General features: G+C 42.4%; 27 protein-coding genes. 19 read left to right on the top strand and 8 right to left on the bottom strand.

The annotated features are described in order from the left end of the window. The first annotated feature begins 4 nt into the window (after nt 1-4). On the top strand, nt 5-1462 hold the full coding sequence (locus tag NSQ11_RS17765) for a sucrose-6-phosphate hydrolase (protein WP_039963030.1): 1458 nt from the start codon (nt 5-7) through the stop codon (nt 1460-1462). Between the two features lie 186 nt (nt 1463-1648). After that, nucleotides 1649-1903 (top strand): hypothetical protein, encoded by a 255-nt coding sequence (locus tag NSQ11_RS17760; RefSeq protein ID WP_008359596.1) that lies wholly within the window; start codon nt 1649-1651, stop codon nt 1901-1903. Nucleotides 1904-2281: 378 nt separating this feature from the next. On the opposite strand, the gene NSQ11_RS17755 is transcribed toward NSQ11_RS17760, so the two are convergent. The 3 genes from NSQ11_RS17755 to NSQ11_RS17745 all read right to left on the bottom strand — a co-directional run bounded on the left by NSQ11_RS17755 (nt 2282) and on the right by NSQ11_RS17745 (nt 5193). Then, nucleotides 2282-3136: an Rgg/GadR/MutR family transcriptional regulator gene (locus NSQ11_RS17755; RefSeq protein ID WP_056704120.1), complete on the bottom strand. Its 855-nt coding sequence runs from the start codon at nt 3134-3136 to the stop codon at nt 2282-2284. Between the two features lie 815 nt (nt 3137-3951). Next, nucleotides 3952-4761: a bifunctional hydroxymethylpyrimidine kinase/phosphomethylpyrimidine kinase gene (locus tag NSQ11_RS17750; protein WP_335358163.1), complete on the bottom strand. Its 810-nt coding sequence runs from the start codon at nt 4759-4761 to the stop codon at nt 3952-3954. A gap of 126 nt (nt 4762-4887) precedes the next feature. After that, nucleotides 4888-5193 carry a general stress protein gene (locus NSQ11_RS17745; RefSeq protein WP_017368274.1) on the bottom strand — a complete coding sequence of 102 codons (306 nt, stop codon included), beginning with the start codon at nt 5191-5193 and terminating at the stop codon, nt 4888-4890. Nucleotides 5194-5320: 127 nt separating this feature from the next. Here NSQ11_RS17745 and NSQ11_RS17740 point away from each other — a divergent pair, with 127 nt between their 5' ends. Continuing rightward, on the top strand, nt 5321-6148 hold the full coding sequence (locus NSQ11_RS17740; protein ID WP_008343643.1) for a glycosyltransferase family 2 protein: 828 nt from the start codon (nt 5321-5323) through the stop codon (nt 6146-6148). Continuing rightward, nucleotides 6145-6831, top strand: a complete 687-nt coding sequence (locus tag NSQ11_RS17735; protein WP_113746874.1) for a uracil-DNA glycosylase — start codon at nt 6145-6147, stop codon at nt 6829-6831. The genes NSQ11_RS17740 and NSQ11_RS17735 overlap by 4 nt, the downstream gene beginning before the upstream one ends. Before the next feature lie 26 nt (nt 6832-6857). On the opposite strand, the gene NSQ11_RS17730 is transcribed toward NSQ11_RS17735, so the two are convergent. Then, nucleotides 6858-8216: an aldehyde dehydrogenase gene (locus NSQ11_RS17730; RefSeq protein WP_046344727.1), complete on the bottom strand. Its 1359-nt coding sequence runs from the start codon at nt 8214-8216 to the stop codon at nt 6858-6860. Nucleotides 8217-8388: 172 nt separating this feature from the next. Between NSQ11_RS17730 and NSQ11_RS17725 the strand changes: the two genes are divergently transcribed. The 3 genes from NSQ11_RS17725 (at nt 8389) to NSQ11_RS17715 (ending at nt 10504) form a co-directional block, all read left to right on the top strand. Then, nucleotides 8389-8721: a YwdI family protein gene (locus tag NSQ11_RS17725; RefSeq protein ID WP_008343634.1), complete on the top strand. Its 333-nt coding sequence runs from the start codon at nt 8389-8391 to the stop codon at nt 8719-8721. A gap of 33 nt (nt 8722-8754) precedes the next feature. Then, nucleotides 8755-10065, top strand: a complete 1311-nt coding sequence (locus tag NSQ11_RS17720; protein ID WP_007497786.1) for a purine/pyrimidine permease — start codon at nt 8755-8757, stop codon at nt 10063-10065. A gap of 67 nt (nt 10066-10132) precedes the next feature. After that, the gene (locus NSQ11_RS17715) at nt 10133-10504 is read left to right on the top strand and encodes a DUF423 domain-containing protein (protein ID WP_003215282.1); all 372 of its coding nucleotides are present in this window, start codon (nt 10133-10135) and stop codon (nt 10502-10504) included. Between the two features lie 42 nt (nt 10505-10546). On the opposite strand, the gene NSQ11_RS17710 is transcribed toward NSQ11_RS17715, so the two are convergent. The 3 genes from NSQ11_RS17710 to NSQ11_RS17700 all read right to left on the bottom strand — a co-directional run bounded on the left by NSQ11_RS17710 (nt 10547) and on the right by NSQ11_RS17700 (nt 12934). Continuing rightward, nucleotides 10547-11164 (bottom strand): cupin domain-containing protein, encoded by a 618-nt coding sequence (locus NSQ11_RS17710; protein WP_019743221.1) that lies wholly within the window; start codon nt 11162-11164, stop codon nt 10547-10549. A gap of 131 nt (nt 11165-11295) precedes the next feature. Continuing rightward, nucleotides 11296-11838 (bottom strand): spore coat protein GerQ, encoded by a 543-nt coding sequence (gene gerQ / locus NSQ11_RS17705; RefSeq protein WP_007497781.1) that lies wholly within the window; start codon nt 11836-11838, stop codon nt 11296-11298. 421 nt (nt 11839-12259) lie between these two features. Then, the gene (locus NSQ11_RS17700; RefSeq protein ID WP_017360120.1) at nt 12260-12934 is read right to left on the bottom strand and encodes a YIP1 family protein; all 675 of its coding nucleotides are present in this window, start codon (nt 12932-12934) and stop codon (nt 12260-12262) included. A gap of 175 nt (nt 12935-13109) precedes the next feature. On the opposite strand from NSQ11_RS17700, the gene NSQ11_RS17695 reads away from it, so the two are divergent. From NSQ11_RS17695 to NSQ11_RS17640, 12 genes are all read left to right on the top strand, one after another. Then, complete coding sequence (locus NSQ11_RS17695) at nt 13110-13880, top strand: glycosyltransferase family 2 protein (RefSeq protein ID WP_035702641.1); 771 nt, start codon at nt 13110-13112, stop codon at nt 13878-13880. Between the two features lie 6 nt (nt 13881-13886). Further along, nucleotides 13887-15299, top strand: a complete 1413-nt coding sequence (locus tag NSQ11_RS17690; RefSeq protein WP_342501185.1) for a CDP-glycerol glycerophosphotransferase family protein — start codon at nt 13887-13889, stop codon at nt 15297-15299. Nucleotides 15300-15320: 21 nt separating this feature from the next. Then, nucleotides 15321-16499, top strand: coding sequence for a DegT/DnrJ/EryC1/StrS family aminotransferase (locus NSQ11_RS17685; protein WP_212046920.1), 1179 nt, complete (start codon nt 15321-15323; stop codon nt 16497-16499). Beyond that, the gene (locus NSQ11_RS17680) at nt 16496-17371 is read left to right on the top strand and encodes a GNAT family N-acetyltransferase (protein ID WP_212046921.1); all 876 of its coding nucleotides are present in this window, start codon (nt 16496-16498) and stop codon (nt 17369-17371) included. The genes NSQ11_RS17685 and NSQ11_RS17680 overlap by 4 nt, the downstream gene beginning before the upstream one ends. A gap of 1 nt (nt 17372) precedes the next feature. After that, nucleotides 17373-18497 (top strand): N-acetylneuraminate synthase family protein, encoded by a 1125-nt coding sequence (locus NSQ11_RS17675; RefSeq protein WP_212046922.1) that lies wholly within the window; start codon nt 17373-17375, stop codon nt 18495-18497. Then, nucleotides 18487-19227, top strand: a complete 741-nt coding sequence (locus tag NSQ11_RS17670; RefSeq protein ID WP_017360114.1) for a glycosyltransferase family protein — start codon at nt 18487-18489, stop codon at nt 19225-19227. The genes NSQ11_RS17675 and NSQ11_RS17670 overlap by 11 nt, the downstream gene beginning before the upstream one ends. Next, on the top strand, nt 19224-20252 hold the full coding sequence (locus NSQ11_RS17665) for a glycosyltransferase (RefSeq protein WP_035389861.1): 1029 nt from the start codon (nt 19224-19226) through the stop codon (nt 20250-20252). Before NSQ11_RS17670 ends, NSQ11_RS17665 begins: the two co-directional genes overlap by 4 nt. 2 nt (nt 20253-20254) lie before the next feature. After that, nucleotides 20255-20995 carry a sugar phosphate nucleotidyltransferase gene (locus tag NSQ11_RS17660; protein ID WP_017360113.1) on the top strand — a complete coding sequence of 247 codons (741 nt, stop codon included), beginning with the start codon at nt 20255-20257 and terminating at the stop codon, nt 20993-20995. After that, a complete protein-coding gene (gene rfbB, locus NSQ11_RS17655; RefSeq protein ID WP_098680519.1) occupies nt 20992-21957 on the top strand; it encodes a dTDP-glucose 4,6-dehydratase in 966 nt (321 codons plus the stop codon). The genes NSQ11_RS17660 and rfbB overlap by 4 nt, the downstream gene beginning before the upstream one ends. A 3-nt stretch (nt 21958-21960) precedes the next feature. Then, nucleotides 21961-22815: a dTDP-4-dehydrorhamnose reductase gene (gene rfbD, locus NSQ11_RS17650; RefSeq protein WP_342501184.1), complete on the top strand. Its 855-nt coding sequence runs from the start codon at nt 21961-21963 to the stop codon at nt 22813-22815. Further along, a complete protein-coding gene (locus NSQ11_RS17645) occupies nt 22808-23263 on the top strand; it encodes a dTDP-4-dehydrorhamnose 3,5-epimerase family protein (protein ID WP_008343612.1) in 456 nt (151 codons plus the stop codon). The genes rfbD and NSQ11_RS17645 overlap by 8 nt, the downstream gene beginning before the upstream one ends. Nucleotides 23264-23355: 92 nt before the next feature. Continuing rightward, the gene (locus tag NSQ11_RS17640; protein WP_017368261.1) at nt 23356-24147 is read left to right on the top strand and encodes an SDR family oxidoreductase; all 792 of its coding nucleotides are present in this window, start codon (nt 23356-23358) and stop codon (nt 24145-24147) included. Nucleotides 24148-24162: 15 nt separating this feature from the next. On the opposite strand, the gene NSQ11_RS17635 is transcribed toward NSQ11_RS17640, so the two are convergent. Further along, complete coding sequence (locus NSQ11_RS17635; RefSeq protein ID WP_335348577.1) at nt 24163-25356, bottom strand: aminotransferase class I/II-fold pyridoxal phosphate-dependent enzyme; 1194 nt, start codon at nt 25354-25356, stop codon at nt 24163-24165. Nucleotides 25357-25373 lie beyond the last annotated feature (17 nt).

Raw genomic sequence — 25373 nt, 5'->3', positions numbered from 1 at the left:
AGTGATGACAACAACGGACGCAGCACTTCGTCAAAAGGTAACAGATCGTATTCGAAACTATGAGCATTTGGTGAAAAAAGATGTGTACCGTCAGAACTTCCATTTAATGCCGCCAGTCGGTCTTTTAAATGACCCGAATGGATTGATTCAGTGGAAGGGAGTCTACCATGTGTTTTATCAATGGCAGCCATTTAAAACAGGACATGGGGCAAAATTCTGGGGTCACTACACATCAACCGATCTAGTGAATTGGCAGCATGAAGAGGCTGCCCTCACGCCAAGTGATTGGTTTGATCAAAATGGCTGTTATTCTGGCAGTGCAGTCATTGACGATGGTCGTATGTACGTGATGTATACCGGAAATGTCCGTGACGAGCAAGGGAATCGTGAGACATATCAATGTTTAGCTGTGTCAGAGGATGGGGTTCATTTTGAGAAAAAAGGTGTCGTGGCGACTTTGCCAGCGGGATTCACTGCACATTTTCGTGACCCGAAGGTGTGGAAGCGGAATGGAAAGTGGTACATGGTCCTTGGAGCACAAAGTGAAGATCTCAAAGGACATCTTGTCTTATTCACATCTGATACATTAGACAATTGGACGTTTCAAGGCATTATTGCAGGCAGTGGAAAGAATGGATTAGATCATTTCGGATACATGTGGGAATGTCCAGATCTGTTTGAATTAGACGGTCAGGATGTATTGATCGTGTCACCACAGGGGCTGAAGCCTGATGGATTCAAATACAACAATACACATCAATCTGGTTATTTTGTTGGTACATTCGATGATCGTACCTACCAATATACGCATGGAGCGTTTGAGGAGCTGGATCGTGGCTTTGACTTTTATGCACAGCAGACTTTCCAAGATGAATCGGGCAGACGCATTTTAATGGGATGGATGGGTGTACCAGATCAAGGGGAAGAGCATCATCCAACCATCTCTTATCAATGGATCCATTGTTTGACGATTCCGAGAGAGCTTCGTTTAGATGATGAGGGACGTCTTATTCAAAAGCCGGTAAGTGAACTTCGATCTATGCGGACAAATGAGCAGGAGCATGTTTTTCACGTTAAACGATCTGTTCACTCCATTCCTGTTGAAGATTTGACGAGCGCAGAGGTATTCATTGATCAAATTGAAACTCAAAAAGGATTTGAATGCTGTATCCGTGCTGCTGCTCGTATCATTTATGATAAAGATGAAGGCAAACTAACGTTAGAGCGAGATCGATTTGAAGATCGAACAAAGGAAGTTCGTGAAGTAGAAATTGAGGAATTACAGGATCTGCATATCTTTATTGATGCATCATCGATTGAGATTTTTGTCAACGGAGGCCGGGAAGTATTTACTGCACGTTACTTTCCTTCCCCGGGAAATAAATCAATCTCCATCAGTGGTAGAAATGAAACGAAGCTTAAATTGAAGACATGGCATTTGCAAAAAGAAGCAGATCATTGATCTGCTTTTTCTAGGAGATCAGCCTGTATCTTAAAGCCTATATCATGTATATACAAGGTTGGCCTAAAGCGGTTTGATGACGTTTTACATATATGATAACAGGTTCAATTATGGTATCATTTTAAAATATATACAGCTGAGGCTGACGTTTATCCAAATGCGGTAGGACAAAAAGGGGTTGTTTACTTGAATTCAAAACAGCAGCCGACGACTAGAAAACGCTTGGAGACAATGGCAGATCATGTTGAAGATAAACGTGAAGAATATAAAGAATTGCTAATTCAAGTCCAATCTATTCTCGGTGAACCTTCTCTAGAGCAGGAAGAATTAAAAGAGAAGCTGTCAGATACGTATAAACAAATGAAAGAATATGCCTTATTTGTTGAATCCATTGAAGCCTTTATTCGAAAAATGGCGAAAGAATCTGATCAGCAAAAGTAGGTGAAAAATTATGGTGAAAGAGTGTACCTGGGAGCGGGTATGCTTTTTTTATTTAAAGATTATCTATGTCAGTTTTATTCTAAATCTTAATGTATGAAGATAATAGAAATTTGTAGATAGAATATTTAATGTATATGAGTTATAAAAGTGCAAGAAACATTACAATGCGGAAGGATAACCATTTTTTTCAAAACAGAGAACTGATATCCATATTTTATTTAATATATGAGTAGATAGTAAAAATAATCCTAAGGTCTGTCTTAGGATTATTTTTTGAAATTCTTTTATGTATTTCTTGAACCCACTTTCAATCCAGTAAAGTGAGATCAATTATTGTATTTTGTATCTTATGGAATTGTGGAATTTATTTTTATGGCTTTAATAATAGTTTTTGATCTCCGTATATAACATTTCTTCTAGTTTTTTTTCCTCTAGTATACTAAGGACTGTTACAGCTTTTTCAGTATACTCTTCAGGTGAATCCATGTTTAAGTTTTTTAGACATATCCCTTTACGACCATAGCAGATTGCCATCTCCCTGTATGCACCATGTCTTTTACAGAGAGGGATTGCTTCTTCTAATACAACTAATGCCGACTTAAATTTATTGTATTTTATTAAAAGAAGCGAAAAATTAACTCGAATATTAATTTCAATTTTATAAGTATCTTGAAAATTCTTATATATATTAAGTCTTTTCAATGCATTCTTTGCTATATGTATAGCGGTTTCTATAGGAAATATAAAAAGTATAGAGTTTATCAGTCTAATATCAATCAGGTACCAATTTTCATGCTTAGAAAGACGTTCCCAAACAGTATCTACGTGATTGCATGCTTGTTCAATACTACCCGTTTCATGAAGCACTATTAAAGCTGTACAAATACATTGAATATCACTGACCAATTGGTCCTCCGAATCTGATAGCAACCTTTCAGATTCTGTTATCAATTGTCTTAATTTGTTCGGATGATTGAAAGTCGTACGAAAAAAATCGTTAATAAACTTTTGCCTTCGAGTATATTGAAAATCGTTCATAATATAGTGAAACTCATCTAAAGAAACGTCTACTTTTTCCAGTAAAGCCATAAAAGATGACGCAAGTATGTCGATTCGATGTAGTTCAAACTTTGAATAAGCACTTTGTGATAGCAAACCACTAGAAACATAATGCTGAGTATATCCTTTGTTCTTTCTAATTGATCGCATAGTCTGTCCTATATTGTTAAGCAATTTTAATGTCCCCTTTCAGTCTTATTTGACTAAAATGTTATGAATGGTTCATACCATAATATAATAAATCCTGGAAATTGAAAAAAGCGTAGAGAACTATTTATAAACAGCATTACAAATATAGAGGAGAGTTGACTAAATGATAATTTGGGCTTTAATCACTACAATAGTATCTTTTATTTTAATTTTTTATTTTTGGAATGAAGATAGAAAAACATCATATGTATTCATAATGGCGACAATTTTTCTTATTTTTCTTGACCTTGGTTTAATATTTATTTGAGTATTAAAATTGTGTTTATTTTGCGGGTTGAAATAAGAATATTTGTCGTGATGATGATTTCTCGCCTAATATTAATAACTGCTACGAGATGAAATCAGGAAAAGTTCGACTTAAAGAGTACCAAAAATTGTCGTGTTGCAACTTTATGTGAACTCTATGTTCCACGGAAGATGTGGAAAGGTATCTTTGGAAAAGATAGTATCAAAACGAATTAAGATTGATTAAATCAAATGAATGGAACATTCGGAGTTTATAAAAATAGGAGAATTCAGGAAATATCTAAGTGGAAGAACTCTTATAATGACTGAGCGGAAGGCTTGTAATACTGATATAAGTTGAACCCCCAAAATTGACTTATTACATATAGAATGCAACAAATATAAAAAGGGAGTTCAACTGTTGATGAATTGTGCAATATTAAAGGAATGACTAGTTTACACATCAATACGCTCTGTAAGTTTTATAAATTACTTTGAAATTTATTTATACATATGGTTTATTGCGTTGCTTCTGTATCCTTTGAGTTTTCAACTTATTTGTCCAAACGATGTGCGGAATGTTTCGTTGGTCCGATGTATTCGTTTAGTTGGAAAGAGTCTTTAATGGCAGCTGTGATGAATTCTTTTGCTGCATAAATGGCTTCTTTCACGTCTGAGCCGTTTGCTAGTTCAGCTGTGACTGCGGCTGAGAATGTGCAGCCTGCGCCGTGTGTGTATTCTGTGTCGATCTTATCTGTTTCAAGGCGTTCGAAGGTTTGTCCATCATAAAGCAAGTCAATCGCTTTATCAGGGCTTAGCTTACCGCCGCCAGTGATGACCACATACTTTGCACCAAGTTCATGGATGCGTTTTGCGGCTTCTTCCATTTGTTCCATCGTTTTGATCTCGCCAATGCCGCTTAATTGACCTGCTTCGAAAAGGTTAGGTGTGATAACTGTTGCTAGTGGTGTAAGCTTTTCGCGCAATGCTTCAGCGTGCTCTGGGTAAAGGACTTCGTTCGCACCTTTACATACCATAACAGGATCAATGACGACATTTTTCAGCTCATATGTTTTGATCGTTTCAGCTGCGAGTTCAATGACGTCAACTGTTGGTAGCATACCTGTTTTTAACGCATCTACACCGATGCCTTCCACGATCGTCGAGAGCTGCGCGCGGATGGTTGATGTATCGATTGGAAACACTTGATGATCCCAGTTGTTATGAGGATCCATTGCAACGACAACGGTTAAAGCTGTCATCCCGTAGACGTTTTTTTCTTGAAACGTTTTTAAATCTGCTTGGATACCTGCACCGCCGCTTGAATCCGAACCTGCGATGGTGAGTGCTTTATTCATAGACATAGTTGCTGAACCTCCAATGTGATGTGTAACAGTTACTGTTCTACCCCTTATTATAATCAGCTTTTCCATTTATCACAATGAAACGGCATAAAAAAGCGTTCCACTCTTCATGGAACGCCTCATTCTTTATCTTTTACAAATCACCAATTTCCCTTTTTTCAGCTCCTCTAAAAGCGTTAAGGCTAATTCTTGATCGGCGCCGGTCGACATGATTTTGGCCATCAGTTCATCATCCCTGGTGCGAATGACATTGGCGATCTGATCTAAAATCCCTTGATCGACAGCTGTCATGCTCTTTGCTTCCGTGTACTCAGTAACGGTATCAGAGCGTTCGGGGTCATACGCAAACACAAACACATCGTCCTTTGCTGATTGTATCTGTTCGATCGTCTGTTTGGCTTCTTTACTATTCTCAACTGTGAAAAATTCCATCGTGATCACTCCTTTTCATCAAAAATTCCCATTTTCTCGATCAATCAAACCGCCTTTTATATCATGAGAAGAAAGCCGATTTATGTTTTAATGAAAAAGACGAATCTATTAAAGGAGTTAGGCCGATATGAAGATTTCTTTATTAATTGTGACACATAACCGGCTGAGCGCATTGTGTGAACTGCTTGAATCCATCTCGAGACAAAGCGTACAGCCTTTTGAAATTGTGGTCGTAAATGATGCAGGAGAGCGAGTGGACGTGATTCAGGAACTCTATCCAGAGCTGCCAATCCGCTTGATTCATTTAGATGAGAATGTCCAGCATGTGAACGCAAGAAATGTTGGGGTGCGGGAGCTGACAGGTGACGTCATTATGCTGAGTGATGACGATGATTATTTTACACCTTGTCATATTGAACGTATGAGCAAGGCGCTGGAAGACGCTGATTTTGTCTTTTCGGATGCGGAAATTGTTTCGTTTGAAGAACGAGGTGCGACTCGTTTTCCAGTATCAAGACGTTTGTTTGCTTATACAGCGGACATTGAGGACATGCGTGTTTTTTCTACATACGTTCCTTCTGGCAGTATGTACAAACGCCGCATACATGATGAGATCGGCTATTTTGATCCAGCGATGCATCACTACTGGGACTGGGACTTTTTCCTGCGTGTTACGCAGCATGCACGAGCCAAACGAGTGCCAGCTGCCAGTGTGATCTATGCGTTCTTTGATGGTGGGGGCAATCAGTCGAGTGATCTTGGTGAAACAAGGAAGAACTATTTAGATGATCTGAGTGAAAAGCATGGGCTCGGTGATTTGCCGACAGCGAACTTTGCTGTCCTATTAGAAGAACCAGCGATGAAAAAACGAGAATCAGAGAGTGAGATTGTATGGGATGGAAAACCGATGATCTCAAGATTGGCACAGCAGACAGAAGGAGGACAACCGAAATGAAGCCATTTTTAAATGATAGCTGGTGGGCTGTGATGAAAAGTGAATTTGAACAGCCATATTATCAGGAATTACGTGAGTGGGTAAAGGAAGAATATCGTACGCAGATCGTGTTTCCAAAGCCAGATGACATTTATCGTGCCCTCCATTTGACGTCGTATGAAGATGTGAAGGTCGTGATTTTGGGACAAGACCCTTATCATGGCCCAGGACAGGCACACGGATTAAGCTTTTCTGTTCAGCCTGGTGTCAAACATCCTCCATCTTTGAGAAATATTTTTCAGGAGCTAAAGGATGACCTCGGCTGTCCGGTCCCTAACCATGGCTCGCTTGTCAGCTGGGCAGAGCAGGGTGTCTTGCTGTTAAACACCGTGCTCACTGTAAGAAAAGGGGAAGCGAACTCGCATAAAGGCAAAGGCTGGGAACTTGTGACAGACCGCGTCATCGACGTCCTGAATGACCGAGATCAGCCAGTCGTTTTTGTGCTTTGGGGCAGACATGCGCAAAATAAAAAAGAACGCATTGATCAAAGCAAGCATTACATCATTGAGTCACCTCATCCAAGTCCTTTTTCCGCAAGAAACGGCTTTTTTGGCAGTCGTCCGTTCTCAAAAGTAAACGCCTATTTAAAGCAAATGGGGATCGATGAAATCAACTGGTGTATCAAGGACATCGAATCAAAATAGGACGAGGGAAAATCCCTTCGTCCTGTTTATTTTAAAAATTTACGGACAATGTCGAGTCCGTTTTTCGCATTTGGATAGCGGAAAGAAAAATCAAAGCGATTGGTTTGCCGCAGGACGCTTTTTTCATGTGTAAAGGTGAAAAAGCTTTCTTTTCCATGATATCGTCCGATACCGCTTTCACCAACGCCTCCAAATGGTAAGTATGGAGTGGCGACATGCATCAGTGTATCATTAATGCAGCCCCCGCCAAATGAGAGGTTGTCTAGAATATAGGCTTCTGTTTCTTTATTTGTTGTAAATAAGTAAAGAGCGAGCGGCTTCGGTCTTGCCTTAATCATGTCAGCTGCCTCTTGAAGAGAACCAAATGTGATGACCGGCAAAATAGGTCCGAAAATTTCCTCCTGCATCACAGGGTCTTCCCATGTAATGTGATCTAGAATGGTCGGTGCGATTTTGAGCTCTTGTTCATTGCGCTGTCCACCTGTCACCATCGTGCCATTAGAGAGAAATTGTGAAAGTCGATCAAAATGACGCTGGCTGACATTTTTTCCGAAATGCGGATTTGTTTCAGGCTGGTCCCCGTAAAAGTCACGGATACAGGTCGTCATTTCACGTAATAGGTCCTCTTTGATCGATTCATGAACAAGTAAATAGTCTGGTGCAATACATGTTTGACCAGCATTCGTGAATTTACCAAAGGTGATTCGTTTTGCAGCGAGTTTGATGTCTGCATCAGGCATGACAATGCATGGACTTTTTCCGCCGAGCTCAAGTGTGACAGGTGTGAGATGTTTTGCGGCCGCTTCCATGACGACTTTGCCGACGGCTACACTCCCAGTAAAGAAAATATAATCAAAAGGCAGTTTCAGAAGCTCTGTGCTGACATCCACACCGCCTTCAACGACCGCTGCAAGATCTTCTTGAAACACGCTTTCCACAATCGTGCCAATCACGTTTGAGACGTGCGGCGTTAATTCTGACGGTTTTAAAGTAACGGCATTTCCCGCAGAAATGGCTCCAACTAATGGCGAAAGGGCCAATTGGAAAGGATAGTTCCAAGGGGCAATAATTAGAACACTTCCGTACGGTTCCTTAATGATCATACTTTTTGATCCGATATGGGTCAGAGGTGTTTTCGCGCGAGATGGTTTGGCCCATTTGTGAAGATGTTTGACGGTATGATTGATCTCTTCATATACCATGCCAATTTCTGTTGTATAGGCTTCCTGTTCGGATTTATGTAAATCATGGGCTAAGGCTTGTAAGATGTCCTTTTCATGATGTTTAATGGCTTTTTTTAAATCGTTAAGAAGACGGATTCGATCTTGAACCGCTGGTGTTTGCACGTTTTTTTGTTTGTGAATGAGTTCAGTGAGTTTGTTCATCTTTCAGTCCTTTCAAAGACGATATTGTTTCTTTTTTATTATGTGTGAATCTTGGGTAAGGGTCAAATCAGATGAACAGAAGCACACAGCTTTGAAAAAATGAGCCCATTCGGTTTGTTCATTTGGTAAAATAATGTTGGAAAACGAATTTTTTAGATTGGAGGGTCTACCCTTGAATATTCATATATCAAGTCTGCTTCAAAAAATGGAGGAAGCCATTCAAAAAGCAAAACAAAGTGGAAATGATGAAGAGGTGAAACGCCAAGCGGCGGTCATCTCTTCACTATGTGATGTCATTCTCGACACGTCATCACAGGTGCAAATGCCGCAGTCTTCGGTCATTTCACCACCTCCATCTATACAGACACCATCTGCACCGGCTGTGTCTACGGATCAAGCCATGCTAGAGAAATTGATGGGCACTAGCGGTGCAAAGAAATTTCAGCATAAAGAAGAGGGTCAACAAGAGAAAGATGGCAACGGTGACTCTATTTTTGATTTTTAATGGTCTTGTCACGACAAAGGGAAGGTGATCGGGTTGAAACTATTTTTGGGCGCCATTCAGTGGATGGCATTTTTTATCGCAGCTTCTATTGCTGTGCCGATTGCGATTGCACAAGCATTTGAATTAAATCAAGTGCAGTCGGCGGAACTGATTCAGAGTACATTCTTTTCACTTGGACTTGTGGCGATGGTGCAGTGTTTATGCGGTCATATGCTGCCGATCAATGAAAGTCCAGCAGGGCTGTGGTGGGGGGTATATACCCTTTATGCAGGCATGACAGGGACGATTTTTGCTACATATCCTGAAACCTTGCAAGCGTTACAAGGGGCGTTAATTTTTAGTGCTGCGTTCTTTTTTATTTTTAGTCTTTTTAAAATCATTAATTGGCTTGCGTCTTTATTTACGCCGGTTGTCACAGGTATTTATTTGCTGCTGCTTGTTGTGCAGTTAAGTCAGCCAATCATGAAAGGGCTGATGGGGATCGGCTATCGGGGAAATCAGGTAGATGGGCTTGTCTTTTGTCTATCGATCTTGATTATTGTCATCACCTTCATGATCAGCCGCTCAAAATGGCATTATTTAAGACAGTTTTCTGTGTTATTCGCACTTGCAGGCGGCTGGCTGTTATTTGCTTTACTCGGACTAGCGAAGCCTGTTCGCATTCCTGAGCAGATCATTGAGTTTCCAAAACTGTTTCCGTTTGGCATGCCGGTCTTTGACAGTGGACTGCTTGTCACGTCCTTTTTTATTACGATCTTACTCATTGTGAATATGCTGGCAAGTATTCGAATTGTGGAAAGTTCCGTGAAGGCATTCGGTGAACTGCGTGAGCGGAAACGAGCCAGACCGGCTGGTTTTGTCGCCGCATTTGGTCATTTGCTAAGCGGACTGATTGGAGCGATTGCGCCTGTTCCTATTTCAGGGGCAGCGGGTTTTATACAAACAACCAAAATTCCATCGAGAAAGCCATTTTTCCTTGGCAGTCTGCTCATTGTCCTCATTAGTTTATTTCCATTATTGATGAGCTTTTTCTCTGCATTGCCTTCTCCTGTGGGGCTGGCTGTGAACTTTGTGGTGTTCTCTTCTATGATTGGGATTGCTATGTCTGAATTCGATCAGTATGAAAAAGAAGACATCCCGCGCATTCGATTTGTGCTTGGTATCGCTGTTTTAGCAGGCGTGGGCGCAATGTTTGTGCCACAAGGGGCATTGAAAGGCATGCATCCTGTGCTGATTTCTTTATTGAGCAATGGTCTTGTGCTTGGCACACTGATTGCGATTGTGGTCGATCAAGTGCTGCTGCGAAAGAAGAAGAAATCCGACAATCTCGTGTCAGCATCATAGGAAAGTTGAATGTTGGATAAGACCCGCGCTATGATAAACATAATTGATGAGATAAGGAGAATGACGAATGAAACTATTTTTCATATTAGGTGCCATTAACGCCATGCTTGCGGTTGGTCTTGGAGCCTTCGGTGCACATGGACTGGAAGGGAAAATTCCTGAAAAGTATATTGAGATATGGAATAAAGGGGTTCAATATCAGATGTTCCATGCCATTGGCCTGTTTATTGTCGCCTTTCTGGCAGATAAGCTGTCAGGTGTTTCCCTAGTGCCGACCGCTGGCTGGGTGATGCTGGCAGGCATTCTATTTTTCTCAGGAAGCCTTTATGTGCTTGCCTTGACTCAGGTGAAGATTTTAGGTGCTATTACGCCAATTGGCGGAGTGGCATTTATCGCTTCTTGGATCATGCTAGTGATTGCAGCAGCAAAAAATTTATAAGCTAGGAAAACCGATGCCCTCATAGGGGCATCGGTTTTTTTCTTAACTCCAATAAGGAGAATAGTTCGGAGGTGCTTGATAATAAGGTACATAGTGAGAAGGCGGGACAGGGTGCGTTTGTGTCTCTTCCTCCCGGTGGCAGAAAGGCCCGATAAATACACCAGGTTTCACAGGCTGCGTCGCCTGCTTCCACTGCGTTTCGTTCATGCAATAAGTATGTGCCATGATGTGTGAAGGCGTGAGGGTTAGAAGGTCTGAACCTAAGATGACTTCTGGCGTCGATGCGTTAAAAATGGCTAACAAATGGGTTTTGTCCTGTAAGGCGACTTCGTAATGCCACCAGCCTTGTGGCACATTGGCTACCTGCCCGGGGGTAATGGTGTAGGTGGACAGCTTTTTTGTAAAAGGGTTCAGCATGGATACAGCAGCAGAGCCGGCGATACAATAAACAAGCTCGGCAGCATTTTGATGATAATGAGGCTCTACTACTTTGCTTTTACTCAAATATATATCCAGCAGAGATACTTGATCGAGCGAATTTAATTGTTTTTTTCCTAAAACATTAATCAGGTTGTGTTGGTCATATTTCACAAGGGGGCTTTGATTCAAATCAAATGAATATTTGACATTCGGCGATGTATAATCCAGCTCAACAGTCATTGATGTCACCTCTAGGCGTTTAATAAAAACTACTAGGCATCTTATGAGCCTTCCCCCGAAGGTGTGTCAAAAACCTAGACAAAAGAAAAAAGCAAGGGCGTCTGCACCTTGCTGCTGATATGACCTTGAGGTTATCTCGGAGAATACGTAGACATCGAGTATGGATAGTCATATTGAATTTCCCCATCAAACGTAATGTAATCAAGGTAGATTGTTAACAATAAGTATCGTGTCCCCGTTTTGTTATCACTAATGATAATGTGATCACGTCCTGCGGCCTCAATGACTCCTCTAAAAATCTTAGAGTTCCATTCTTTACTTGCCTCAAACGTCATATAGATCGTGGCTACTTTGCCGCGGTTTAATCGTAAAATATTTTCAATATAGGACTGCTCAAGCGGCAGCTGACCGGTGACGTTCTGCTGATAAATCGGTCCAGAAGGAATTTGATAGGGCTGCCCGCCACTTTGCCCACCTTGGCCTCCTTGTGAAGTACCAGTAGACGGCATTGGCGAATACCCCTGCTGCATTTGACCTTGCATTTGACCCTGCGTTTGGGGAGGGACTGAATAACCCATCTGCTGCGCAGGATACGGATTTGCTCCATATTGTTGCTGGCGAAAATCTTGACCTTCGAAACCCGAACCTTGCCCAAATTGATTTTTCAATTTCATAACGTTCCTCCTCTTTCCTCATGGTGTTCTAAACAGAAGGCGGAAAAGCGCCTGTTGTTTCCATAGCATTCTTTTTCTCTTTCACACTATGAGACAGGAAGAGAGAATATGTACATTGAACGAAAAAAAGGAACTGCTTTGTGCAGTTCCTCAGCGTGTAGACAAACCCTCGCATTCGGTGTCAGTCCTGCGCTTCGGTGCTCACGAATGTCAAATTCGCTCCGCGCCGATGCTCGTCCTTCCTAGACTGCAAAGGTTTTCTATCACGCTGAAAAGAAGACAAAGGGCTAAAATAAAGTTCATTTTAGCCCTTTGTCAACAATCTGAGGAACTGCTTTGTGCAGTTCCTCAGTATTCAGACAAACCCCGTATTCGTACTGCCTAGACTGCAAAGGTTTCCAACAATTTAAGGAATGCCTGTTTACATCAACCAATTCATAGCCCGCTGCACGTCATAGAGAAGGGTCATGATGAGAAAAAATAAGGCGATCGGTGTGATGGCAATGATAAAGGCCTGCCATATTCTCAGCTTCATCACAGCAACAAGGCCTAAAACAGCCATCCCAAATATCCATGCTTTGGTATACGCATCAACCAGTGGTAAAACGCTGAGATAATACCATACTTCATAGTGCTGGTCTAAATAGGGTGAGATTTTCACAAATGTATACGGACCAAGCAACCCCACAGTAAAAATCCAAGTAAGAGCAAATAAGGTGGAAGGGAAAATGACCGTCAGTGTGCAAGCTTTGAGCACATCTCGATACGGCGCTTTACTGCCAAAAAACAGTCGTCCTAACCACTGTAAAATGAAAGAACCGAAAAATAGAAGAAAATTGCCTACTAAAATACCAAAACCTGCTCCGTGTAACAGAATAAAAGGATATGGAATATGATTGCCCATATACTCACTAAAATACCCTTCGTACATCCAGCTTGTACCAGCGATACTTGCAAGGAGTATCATCAGCCACATGGGAATAGAGGTATGTTCATATGAGCGAATAATCGTTTTTGTCGCGACAAAAATTTTAAAGAATCGAAAAAAACCTTTTGCTTCCTCTTCTTGGGAGAGATCACTCTTCATATACTCCAATGTTCTTTACTCCTTTAATACACATAAATGATTACTTATATTACCAAAATTTTTACGTTTTTCAAAGATAGATCATGAAAAAAATCCAATTTTATAAAAAATAGGTCACTCTACAGTCTCTTTAAGAGGAGACACATATGATAACCATAGTTTAAAAGAGACCGAGGTGGAAAAATTGACGAAAGTAACGGTCATTATGACGAGCTACAACAAAGCGGCCTACGTTGGCAGATCAATTGAAGCGGTGCTGCAGCAGACCTTGTCAGACCTTGAACTTTTTATCATGGATGATGGATCAAACGAACAAACCCTTGCTGCTATTGAGCCTTTCCGTAAAGATCCACGCGTCCATTTTATCCAAAGCGGGGTGAAAACGCTGGAGGAAAGAACGGCGAAAACACGCTATGCCGTACTCATTAATCAAGCATTAGAACAGGCAAAGGGCGAGTATATTTCCTATGCCACAGATGACAATGTCTATGCACCAGACCGTTTAGAGAAGCTCACGAAATATTTAGATGCTCGTCCGAATGAAGAAATTGTCTATTCTAGTTCAAAAGTTATCTATTTAAATAGCGAAAAAGAGCCAGTAAAGGAAACGATTCGACCTGCGCAAACGGTGCAGTGGAATGCACCTTGTGCCATTGATCACTGCTCGGTTGTACATCGTGCATCCATTTTAACAAAGATTCGTGCTGAATTTGGATCCTACTGGGACGAGAGTCCGCATTTTTATCGAATAGGGGATGCCCGGTTCTTTTTTAGATTAAATCACTTTTATCCGTTCTACCCTTTTGATGAGGTATTGGATACAAACTACATCACAGAACAGTCTATTCATTATCAGTTGGCAGAAGATGAGAAAAGCGATTTTATTCAAGCACTTCCTCCGCAGTCTACCTGCAGGGAGCTCCGCCATATATTAAAACAGAGACATGGGAGGTGACCTTAAGTGTCGCATTATATTCATCATTATTGGCAAGTGTACTTTGAGTATGTGAATCTGATGAAAGACTTATCCTATCGCCATATACCCCTTGGGTTAATCAGTAATTTTTATCAATACATCAGCCCAGAAGTGAGAGAACGTATGGAAGATGAGGCGTTTGGTGAAGAGCTGTCAACGACTTGTCCAAAGCCGCAAGACATTCAGCCCTTTTTTGATCAGCATAAACAGCAGATCAAGCGTACCCCTTATCGTCCGAGTCATGGAAAGGTGCTTCTTCACTTTGAACACTTACGTTTTACTGAACAAAATTACACGCGGTTCCATCCGAACCAAACAGTGGTGCTCGCGCGCTGGAAGAAGGCTGATTATTTCGGATTACCAGTGATCAGTAAGCCTGAATTAGCCGGAGAGGTTAATAAAGAAGCCCATGTTGAATATATTGAAAAAGCAAATGCTCTATTGAAACCTTACGCCCAGCATCCTGTCTTTGGCAATGTCTTTTTTAGAGAAAAGCTTCGGAAGGACATTGTGCAATTTATTGATGTGATTGACCAAATAGAAACGCTATTTGAGATGCAGCCGATCACAGCTGTCGTTGTTGGTACGACGGAGGACGCCTACAGCCGTGTGCTCGCCTTGCAAACTGTGAAACGCCATCTCACAAGTATTTGTCTTCAGCACGGTGCGCTCATGGGAGACGAAGCCTTTTTGCCGATTTTCACCACCTGCCACGGGGTGTTTGGAAAATATGAAAAGGACTGGTATGTAGATAAAGGCTGTCAGCCTGAGCAGGTGGAGATCACAGGTCACCCGAGATTTGATTTGGTGCAGGAGCGAACACCGCTTCAACAGGAAATGGTCTTTCGTAAATTGAACTTCAATCCTGCCAAAAAGACTGTGCTCGTGGCGACACAGCCGTTTTCAGAAGCCTTTTACGGTGATGTTCTTAAAACAATTGCAAAACGGAAAGATATTCAGCTGATTATGAAGCCGCATCCGTGGGAAATCGCTCGAAATCGTTTAAATGACTATACAGCGATTGAGCGTGCGGGGAACCATGTGAGATTAATTAAAAAAGAGATCGACTTGTATGACCTCCTGCCGTATATGTATATGGTCATTACGCTCACATCAACAGTTGGTCTGGAAGCAATGCTCTTTAAAAAGAGTGTACTGATTGGAAAAATGACAGAAGGCAGAAGATACCCTTATTACGAGTCGCTTGGCAGCTGCCACATGGAAAACCCTATTGAGCTGGCCGAGAAAGCGATCCGTATTTTATCGGATGAACAAGAAATGAAGCTGGCGAAACAGCAAGGGGCTCGTTTCATTCAAGAACATTATCCGCATGCACAATCGACCGATGTTCTGCTTTCTCTGCTCAAAACAAAAACAGGCGTGGATTTTCAGAGATGAAGATAGGGGTGTGCAAGCGATATGGGACAAAAGAGAGCACAATTTCTTCCTTATGCACTGCCTTTTATTGAACAGGAAGAAATTGATGAAGTCATTGGAACATTAAAGTCCGGCTGGTTGTCCACCGGACCAAAAGTGAGACAGTTTGAAGAAGAGTTTAGGCAGCTGACTGGAGCGAAGCACGCAATAGCAGTCAATTCATGTACAGCTGCTCTATTTTTAGCGTTAAAGGCGAGAGGCATTGGAGCTGGTGATGAGGTCATCACAACGCCTCTGACGTTCTGCGCAACAGCCAATACGATCATCCATACGGGGGCAGCCCCTATTTTCGTCGATATTGATCCGGCGACACTCAATCTAGATGCGAAAAAATTAGAAGCGGCCATTACACCACATACGAAAGCGGTTGTCCCTGTACATTTTGCTGGTCAATCGTGTGATATGGACCGAATTTTAACGATTGCCAAAAAGTATAATTTGTTCGTGCTGGAGGATGCCGCTCATGCCCTTTATACGACCTATCATGATCAACCGATTGGATCAATTGGTGATGCGACCGCTTTTAGCTTCTATGCAACGAAAAACATAGCGACTGGTGAAGGCGGCATGCTCACGACAAACGATGATGCACTTGCAGCTAGAATCAGAAGGCTGGCGCTTCACGGGATGAGTAAGGGAGCGTGGAATCGTTATGGAGAAAAGGGAACATGGTATTACGAGGTCGAGGAACCGGGCTATAAAATGAACATGTTTGACGTGCAAGCATCGTTAGGGCTCGTTCAGCTAAGCCGGTTGAAGGAGATGCAGACACGCAGAGAACAGATTGCGAAGACATACAATCAGGCATTTCAACATGAAGCTGGTCTCATCTTACCGCCTGTACATGATGAGGGAAGACATGCGTGGCATTTATATGTGCTACAAGTTGATCCAAAAGAAGCACTGATCACACGCGATGACATGATTGATCAGCTGCAAAAGGAATATAAAATCGGCACGAGTGTTCATTTTATTCCCGTTCACTTGCATCCATATTATCAAGAGACCTACAACCATTTACCAGAGGATTTCCCTGAGGCACTCACTTATTACAAACGAACGCTTTCGCTCCCGCTCTATCCAAGTATGACAGATGAAGATGTGCAGGATGTCATCACCGCAGTCGTGTCAATTTTAAAAGACAAGAAGGCCTCTTCATGAAAGTCGTTCATGCAATAGACGATCAGGTGCTGGCAACTTGGCTGAAAACATATGGTCATGAAGCGGAACGCATGGCAGGATTCAAGCAGTTTGCTCTTGTCAGCGGTGCTAAGCTCAAAGCAGTGCTGCTATACGAATGGTCCAAATGGGAGAGCGGCATTTTTGACAAGCATATTTTTCATGTGAAGTTTGTGGAAGCTGAATCAGCGCTGCTCTTTAAAGAATTGATGGAGAGATTCATCAATTGGATGAGAACAGAAAAATGTGATTTTTTCTTTTTACGGCTTGAGGCGGCTGATCTTGAAAAAAACCGCATTGTTCAAAAACTATCCCATGTGTATTATGTCGGTGGTCTCACTAGGCTTGAGGCACCGCCTGCTCTCATGGAGATGCCATCATCAGATCAAGATGTGGTGATGGGTGTGCCAGATGAAAAGGATTACGATGAGGCGGTCTTACTAGGTGATCAGGCTTTTGTGAAAAGTCGTTATGCCCTTGATCCATATTTAGACCAGCGTGTTGTTCAGCATTTTTATCAGGAGTGGATGAGAAACAACCTACTCGGACGCGCAGATATCAACCTCGTTGCCAAGGTAAATGATGAAGTGGTTGGCTTGATTCAAGGTATGACAAAGGGGCATGAGATGGGGCTTGAGCTTTTTGCGATTAGACCGGATGTTCAAGGAAAAGGGATCGGAAAAAAGCTGTTTATTGAGATGATGAAAGTGTCTCATGACAGAGGGCATCACTTCATTTCTGCGGGGACACAGCTTCATAATACGACAGCCATCCAGCTGTACGAAAAGATGGGGTTTAGGACAACAAATGCCTTTTTGTATTACCATGTGTGGCCGAAAAAAGGAGAGAGGTAAGATGGCGCATTTCTATATCGGAGATCGCAAAGTGGGAGATGATGCGCCTGTCTTTATCATTGCAGAGGCAGGCATTAACCATGATGGAAAGCTGGATCAGGCACTTGCTTTAATTGATGTGGCAAAAGAAGCAGGGGCTGATGCGGTGAAGTTTCAAATGTTTCAAGCGGATCGGATGTATCAAAAGGAACCGGGGTTATACGAAACGGCCAAAGGAGAAGAAGTGTCTATTTTTTCTTTAGTGGAACAAATGGAGCTGCCGCCTGAATGGCTGCCTGTCTTATTGACACGTTGTAAGGAAAAAGGACTGATGTTTTTAAGCACCGTGTGTGACGAAGAATCTGCTGATTTATTGAATCAAACGAATCCGCCTGCTTTTAAACTGGCATCCTATGAAATCAACCATTTGCCTCTTTTGCGTCATACGGCTTCTTTTCAAAAGCCGATCATTTTTTCAACAGCTGGGGCCACCATTGCAGATGTTCATGAAGCATACGAAACGATTACGAGCCAGCAAAATAAGCAAGTCGCTATCATGCATTGTGTGGCAAAGTATCCAGCGCCTAGAGCATATACGAACCTGCGGGTGATTCAAACCTTAAAATCTGCTTTCCCTGAAGCAGTCATTGGCTTCTCAGATCATAGTGAACACCCGACGGAAGCGCCAGTAGCCGCTGTGAAGCTCGGGACAGCAATGATTGAAAAACATTTTACAATAGATAAAACATTACCCGGAGCGGATCATTCATTTGCTCTTAATCCTGAAGAATTAAAGGAAATGGTTCAGCACATTCGAGCGGCAGAAAAGCAGCGGAATCAAGCAGAAATAGACGTTCATTCATTACCAGAGGAGCTTCTTGGCAGTTCTTATAAAACGACAACAGCCATTGAAGGGCAGATTCGAGAATTTGCGTATCGAGGAATTTTTACGACAAAAGGCATTGCAAAGGGTGAGACCCTCACGTCAGAAAATGTAGCCGTGCTGCGCCCTGGACAAAAGAATCAGGGATTGCATCCGCGATATATGCCGATTTTACTTGGCACAAAGGCTGTGAGAGACATCCCAGCTCATACAGGTGTTTCGTGGAAAGACGTACTCACGCAGGAGTCTCATGATGATGCATGATGTGCTTTTTGTCATTCAGGCTAGGATGGGGTCAACAAGACTGCCCAAAAAAGTGATGAAACCGATCGGCGGCATGGCGCTGATTGATTTGATTGTGGAGCGGGTGAAGCAATCAGATGATTACCATCACAACATGCAAAACCTTATGATTGCCACAACGGTCGAGCCAGAGGATGACTATTTGGCTCAATATTGTATGTCAAAGGGTTATAAGGTGTTTCGAGGCAGTGAGGCAGATGTGCTTGAGCGGTTTGCACAGATTGTCCGCCAATTTGAACCTAAAACGGTTGTACGTTTAACGGGAGACAATCCATTTATAGATCCTTCGCTTTTGTCGAAAATGCTTGAAAAACATAGACAGGAAAAGGCTGATTACACATATACGAACGGAACACCACTCGGTATTTCCGGGGAAATGATTGAAGCATCTATTTTATGTGAAATCGACAAATTTCCCCTCACTTATTCAGAACGTGAGCATGTCACGCTGTATATCAGAAAGCATCCCGAGCAATTTTCCCTTCAATTATTCACACCGCCCAAAGAACTTGCATATCCTGCTTATCGATTCACGATTGATACAGAAGAAGATTATGTGTTTGCTACCCGTTTACTAGAGAAAGCTGGTGGTTCTATTGCTGTGCCGACAGCTGAGCTCATTTCCATCTGTGAACAACATCCAGACATTGTTCGTTTGAATCAATCTGTGAGACAGAAGGATGCTGAATGAACAAAAAAATCATGATTGTTGTTTATGGTGGTTTTTTAAGAGGAATGGGTCATGTCGTCAGAATGAAACGTTTGGCAAAAGAACTGCTTCAAGAAGGGAACGACCTATATTTCTATACAAATGATCAGATTTGTGTAGAAATGCTTTCGCACCCAGAGTGGTACGTTCACATGGTGCATGAGTCGAATGCGCTTCTCCAGGTCCAACAAGACATCAAAAAGCTAAAGCCTGACCTTTTAGTCATAGATGTGCTTGATTGTGATCTTCAGTTTCTTCAAACGATCAAAGACTCCTGTGGCAGTGCGAGGCTTGTCTTATTTGAGGAAAAAAGAGAGGAAGCCTGTCAGCTTGCAGACACGGTCATAAACGGCATTTATGGCGGTCTGGACGGGAAGCACGAGCAGCTTAATGGCACGGCTTATTATCATGGAACGCCCTATTTATTGTTAGATCACGAGTTTAAACGATTCAAAGACACATATGAGGTTCGGAAAGAATGTAAAAAGGTGGTCATCAGTCTTGGCGGTAGTGATCCGTGCGGCCTGTTATCAAAGGCTGTATCGGCGCTTCTTCAAACAAATCACCTAGACATTTTAGCGGTCGCAGGAAAAGCCTCTCACATCAAAGAGCAAGTAGAGGCGGAACATATCCAATTCATTCAACATACAGATCAACTACCGGTTCTTTTATCAGAAGCTGATGTGGCTATCGTAGCAGGCGGTATGACGTTATATGAGGTAATTTGTATCGGGGTGCCCAGCATTGTCCTATCGCAAGTAGACCACCAAGCAGTGACAGCGAGCATGTTTGCGCAAAAGGGCGCTTGTTTTCACCTTGGATTAGGTGACCTTGTGGAAGAAAAAGACCTGTTGCAAGCTGTTCAAAAACTGTCTGACAGCTATTTTCTCCGCAGAAGCATTCATCTTAATGGACGTTCACTCATTGATGGAAAAGGAATCGAACGAGTGAAAAACATTCTTATACACCTCATGAATTCACACCAAAAAGAACATAAGGATGTGTAGATGTGAAGGGAGTTATTTTAGCAGGAGGAAAGGGATCACGGCTGGCACCATTAACGAAGATTTTCAACAAACACTTGCTGCCGGTTGGTCCATACCCGATGATTTATTGGTCATTATTCAAACTGAAAGAAGCAGGAATTGTAGATGTGATGCTGATTTCACAGGAAGAACAAATTCCGTTGTTTCAAAAGTTACTGGAAGATGATCGTGAACTTGGGATGAACATTGTGTATCAAGTACAGCCAGAAGCGTCTGGTATTTCCGATGGTTTATCCTATGCAAAGTCCTTTGCTCAAGGGGAAAAATTTGTGCTGATGCTTGGTGATAATGTATTTGAAGATTCTTTACGCCCTTTTGTCGACGCCTTTAGGCAACAAGAAAGCGGAGCCAAGGTTTTATTGAAAGAGGTGGCAGATCCAAAACGGTTTGGCATTGCAGAAATTGATCCTGCTCATCACCGAATTTTATCAATTGAAGAAAAGCCAGAGCATCCGACGTCATCTTACTGCGTCACGGGCATCTATTTTTATGATCAAGACGTCTTTCAATATATCGAGGAAATCTCGCCGTCAGATCGAGGTGAACTAGAGATTACTGATGTGAATAATCTCTACATCTCAAATAGCCAGCTGACCTATGATATGTTAAAAGGGTGGTGGATTGATGCAGGAACTCATGAATCTCTCCACGAAGCATCAACAAAAATGTTTGAAACGATGAAGGAAAAAGAGGGATACGAATGACGAAGTCTTATTTAATTACAGGTGGAGCAGGGTTTATTGGACTGAATTTTGTGAAGCTGCTGCTTCAAGAATCCGATGTCCGGCTGACCGTATTTGATAAATTAACATATGCCAGTCATCCAGAGGAGATGGAATATTTATCAAAGCTGCCTCATGTCCGTTTTGTCCAAGGAGATATCACGCTGCAAGACGAACTAGATCAAGTATTTGATGAAGCCTATGATGCCATCATTCATTTCGCAGCAGAATCACATGTCGATCGCAGTATTGAGTCAGCAGAACCCTTTATCCAAACAAATGTCCTTGGTACCTATCGTATGCTTGAAGCTGTCTTAAAGGGAAAGGCGAATAAACTCATTCATATTTCCACAGATGAAGTATATGGAGATTTGGAGCCGGATGATCCTGCTTTCACAGAACAAACACCACTCTCACCGAATAATCCTTATTCAGCAAGCAAGGCAAGTTCAGACCTGCTTGTGAAATCTTATATCCACACCCACCAATTACCCGCAATGATCACAAGATGCAGCAACAACTACGGACCTTATCAGCATGAAGAAAAATTAATCCCAACCATTATTAGAAAAGCGGTCAATGGTGAAAAGATTCCGATTTACGGAGACGGCCAGCAGATTCGCGATTGGCTCTATGTAGAGGATCATGCGAGAGCCGTAAAGCAAGTAGTAGAAAACGGAACAGCCGGTCAGGTGTACAATATTGGCGGCGGCAACGAGAAAACAAACCTTGATTTAACCAAAACCATTCTCACACATCTAGGCATCTCTCATGACCAAATCGCGTTTATTCAAGACCGGAAAGGGCATGACAGGCGGTATGCCATTGATGCCAGTAAGCTAAAAGAAGAGCTCGGCTGGGTGCAGGCAACTTCATTCGAAAAAGGTATCGAAAAAACGATCGATTGGTATCGTGCCAAATATGATCAAAGTGAAGAAGGGTGACCGATGAAAGTTTTAATCACCGGTGCAGGCGGCCAATTAGGGAAAGAATTGACGAAACAGCTGAAAGAAAAAGACATCACCGTCATTGCTTTAACAAGGAGTATGCTGAATATCGCAGATCAACAGGCAGTCAGACATGCAATGAGACATTTCCGTCCGGATATTGTTGTCAGTGCGGCTGCTTATACGTCTGTCGATCAATGCGAAACAGAAACGGAAAAAGCCTATCTTGTGAATGGGATTGGCGCCTACTATACAGCGCTTGAAGCTAAAAACGTAGGGGCAGATGTGTTACATGTCAGCACAGATTATGTATTTGATGGGCAAGCGGATACCCCTTACCAAGTTGATGCACAAGCAGATCCGCAAACCATTTATGGAAAGAGTAAAAAACTTGGAGAAGAATTGATTCATCTTGTGTCAGATGAAGTGAAGATCATTCGGACATCGTGGCTCTATGGACATGAGGGACATAATTTTGTGAATACCATTCTTCGACTGGCTGAAACGAAGGATCATTTGCGCATCGTCAATGATCAGTTAGGGTCTCCTACTTATACAAAGGATGCCGCAGAAGCTTTGATTCACTTGTTTGACCAGAAAGCAGGTATTTATCATGTCAGTAACCGAGCTAGCTGTTCATGGTTTGACTTTGCGACAGAAATTGTGGCAGCAAGCGGTCTGTCTACGATAATTGAACCCATTTCCACTGAAGAGTATGGTTTCCAAACACCTCGGCCCGCCTACTCTGTTTTAGATCTGCAAGCGATTGAAGCGACAGGCTGGAAGCCAAGACATTGGAAAGATTCACTTCATGAATACTTGCAGAAAGAAGGGAGATTCGAGCAGCATGATTGATGGTGTACAAACGAAAAAACTCATGAAACATTGTGATGATCGCGGCTTTTTCGCAGAGCTTATTCGAGATGACGAACCGATGCTGAAGCGCTTTGGGCAGGCGTCGTGGTCGAAAAGTTTCCCAGGAGTCATCAAAGCCTTTCATTATCATGAAAAACAAGACGATGTTTGGTTTTTCCCAGCAGGTCATGCACAGGTCGTTTTATACGATTTGAGAGAGGATTCTCCGACAAAGGGTCAAACCGATGTGTATTATATGGGGGAAGATAATCCGATGCTGCTCCTCATCCCAAAGGGAGTTGCCCATGGCTACCGCGTATTAGGGGAGACGCCGCTGCAGATTGTGTATTTTACAACAGAATCGTACGACCCAAAAAACCCAGATGAGAAGAGAATTGCGTGGAATGATGAGGCGATCGGATTTAATTGGGAAACGACATTTAAATAGAGAAGAGAGGCCTTTCGCAGGAGAAAGGTCTTTTTTTGTTGAAATACATTCTGTATGTGTCATTTTATGTATATTGATGAAAAGGGATGTGGATGAGTTTGTCTAAAAGAATTGCATTTGTAACAGGGGCAAGTACAGGCATTGGAAAGGCAATCGCAATAAAACTTGCCGCTCAGAGCGATATGAAGGTGATCATCAACTCTAGAAATATGGCCTCACTTGAACAGACGAAACAGCACATTCAAGATATGACAGAAACAAAGGAACCGCTGTCTCTATTCTGTGGAGATATGTCGCTTGAAGCAGTGAGGTCGGAAGCCTTTGAACAAATAGAAAAGGAGTTTGGCAGACTCGATGTGCTGATCAATAACATTCCAGGAGGAAAGCCAGATACATTTGATTCATGTGAAACTGACCAGATGCTGGCTGCTTTCTCCCAAAAAGCCATCGCTTACGTCGATACAATGAAGCGTGCAGCAGCATTGATGAAAAGACATGAATATGGACGGATCATTCAAATTGTCGGGAACCTGTGGAAGGAACCTGGTGAACAAATGTTTACGAATAGTATGATGAATGCAGCGATTATTAATGCCAGTAAAAATGCAGCGACACAGCTCGCGTCGTCTAGTATTACGGTAAATTGTTTAAATCCAGGTTTTATTGCAACCGATCGGTATGAACAATTTATCGGCAATATGATGACGAATCAGGGATTGTCACGAGAGCAGGCTGTACAAGCTGTCGCATCAGGTATTCCAATGCAAAGAGTGGGCTCAGCGAGTGAGATGGCGTCATTGGCAGCTTTTATGGCATCAGAGGAAGCTTCTTATATCACAGGTCAACAAATCTCCGTAGACGGTGGAACGATGAAAAGTATATAAACTGAAAAAAACCCGCTATTGGCGGGTTTTTTGATGAAATCGAATGGGGAGGATGGACAGGCGATCGATAAAGAGAGCAAGCTCCTCAATCGGGGCAACCATGGAAATGCGTACATGACGGCTTCCATTGGCTCCAAATACTCCTCCAGGCGTGACGACAACATCGGCATGTTCGAGTAAATAGTCAGCAAAGGCATGAGAATGTTCAAAGTCATCAGGAATCGGAGCCCATAAATAAAAGGCGCCGGGTGGACGTTCGATTGTCCAACCAAGCTTTCTCGCCGCTTGCCGGATGAAGAAATTGATTCGTTCAAGGTATATCGCCCTTAATGATTGAATATGACGGTCATCACTTTGCAAGGCAGCAGTCGCTGCATGTTGAAATCCGCCATACATACTGACAAACACGTGGTCTTGGAAGGTGTTGATGGCTTGGATGATCTCCTCATTTCCAACAGCAAAAGCGACTCTCCATCCTGCCATATTAAAAGTCTTTGATAGAGAATATAATTCCACTCCTACACTTTTCCCGAGAGGAGTATTCATGAAGCTCACGGGTGTTTGTTCATAATGAAATGAACCATAGGCAAAATCATGAATAACATACAGCTCGTGAGTGGCCGCAAAGGCAGCAGCCTCTTCAAAGAATGCCTCATTTGCAACAGCACCCGTGGGGTTATTCGGATAATTCAAGAACAGTACTTTTGCTTTTTTGACTATGTCAGGATCAATTGAGGAGAGATCTGGTAAATAGCCATTTTTCTCTTCAAGTTTGATACTGTATGGCTTGGCGTCCGCCATCAAAATGCCTGAATGATATTCAGGGTATCCTGGATCGGGAACGAGTGCGATATCTCCTGGATCAAGCAGACACTGACTCATGACATACAGCCCCGTTTTTCCGCCAGTGAAAAGAGCAATTTCCTTCTGCGGATCAATCTCAGCACCGAATTCCGATCTATAAAAATCTGCAATGGCTTGTTTGAAAAAGTCAAAGCCTCTAAAAGGGGCATATTGTTGAAATGGCAAAACACCCGCTGACTCCTGTAGGGCACTCACGATATGGGGAGGAGTTGGTAGATCAGGGTTCCCCTGACCTAGATTCATGATGTTTGCTCCGTTTTTTGTCTTTTGAGCTATTTTTTCAAAGACGGTGCCGAATTTCTGTTCAGGCAGCCGTTCAATCATTTTAGATGCTAACATTTTCACCACAGCAGCCTCTCTTT

The organism is Bacillus sp. FSL W7-1582 (assembly GCF_038593325.1).
GTDB classification, from domain to species: Bacteria; Bacillota; Bacilli; order Bacillales; family Bacillaceae; genus Bacillus; species Bacillus altitudinis.
This window is presented reverse-complemented; position numbering and strand designations above follow the sequence as displayed.

Excerpts from the sequence above, each read along its gene's own strand:
- NSQ11_RS17765 (WP_039963030.1), top strand. The coding sequence starts at position 5 with ATGACAACAACGGACGCAGCACTTCGTCAAAAGGTAACAGATCGTATT.
- NSQ11_RS17750 (WP_335358163.1), bottom strand. The coding sequence starts at position 4,761 with ATGTCTATGAATAAAGCACTCACCATCGCAGGTTCGGATTCAAGCGGC.
- NSQ11_RS17745 (WP_017368274.1), bottom strand. The coding sequence starts at position 5,193 with ATGGAATTTTTCACAGTTGAGAATAGTAAAGAAGCCAAACAGACGATC.
- NSQ11_RS17740 (WP_008343643.1), top strand. The coding sequence starts at position 5,321 with ATGAAGATTTCTTTATTAATTGTGACACATAACCGGCTGAGCGCATTG.
- NSQ11_RS17735 (WP_113746874.1), top strand. The coding sequence starts at position 6,145 with ATGAAGCCATTTTTAAATGATAGCTGGTGGGCTGTGATGAAAAGTGAA.
- NSQ11_RS17730 (WP_046344727.1), bottom strand. The coding sequence starts at position 8,216 with ATGAACAAACTCACTGAACTCATTCACAAACAAAAAAACGTGCAAACA.
- NSQ11_RS17715 (WP_003215282.1), top strand. The coding sequence starts at position 10,133 with ATGAAACTATTTTTCATATTAGGTGCCATTAACGCCATGCTTGCGGTT.
- NSQ11_RS17710 (WP_019743221.1), bottom strand. The coding sequence starts at position 11,164 with ATGACTGTTGAGCTGGATTATACATCGCCGAATGTCAAATATTCATTT.
- gerQ (WP_007497781.1), bottom strand. The coding sequence starts at position 11,838 with ATGAAATTGAAAAATCAATTTGGGCAAGGTTCGGGTTTCGAAGGTCAA.
- NSQ11_RS17685 (WP_212046920.1), top strand. The coding sequence starts at position 15,321 with ATGGGACAAAAGAGAGCACAATTTCTTCCTTATGCACTGCCTTTTATT.
- NSQ11_RS17680 (WP_212046921.1), top strand. The coding sequence starts at position 16,496 with ATGAAAGTCGTTCATGCAATAGACGATCAGGTGCTGGCAACTTGGCTG.
- NSQ11_RS17675 (WP_212046922.1), top strand. The coding sequence starts at position 17,373 with ATGGCGCATTTCTATATCGGAGATCGCAAAGTGGGAGATGATGCGCCT.
- NSQ11_RS17670 (WP_017360114.1), top strand. The coding sequence starts at position 18,487 with ATGATGCATGATGTGCTTTTTGTCATTCAGGCTAGGATGGGGTCAACA.
- NSQ11_RS17665 (WP_035389861.1), top strand. The coding sequence starts at position 19,224 with ATGAACAAAAAAATCATGATTGTTGTTTATGGTGGTTTTTTAAGAGGA.
- rfbB (WP_098680519.1), top strand. The coding sequence starts at position 20,992 with ATGACGAAGTCTTATTTAATTACAGGTGGAGCAGGGTTTATTGGACTG.
- rfbD (WP_342501184.1), top strand. The coding sequence starts at position 21,961 with ATGAAAGTTTTAATCACCGGTGCAGGCGGCCAATTAGGGAAAGAATTG.
- NSQ11_RS17645 (WP_008343612.1), top strand. The coding sequence starts at position 22,808 with ATGATTGATGGTGTACAAACGAAAAAACTCATGAAACATTGTGATGAT.
- NSQ11_RS17640 (WP_017368261.1), top strand. The coding sequence starts at position 23,356 with ATGAGTTTGTCTAAAAGAATTGCATTTGTAACAGGGGCAAGTACAGGC.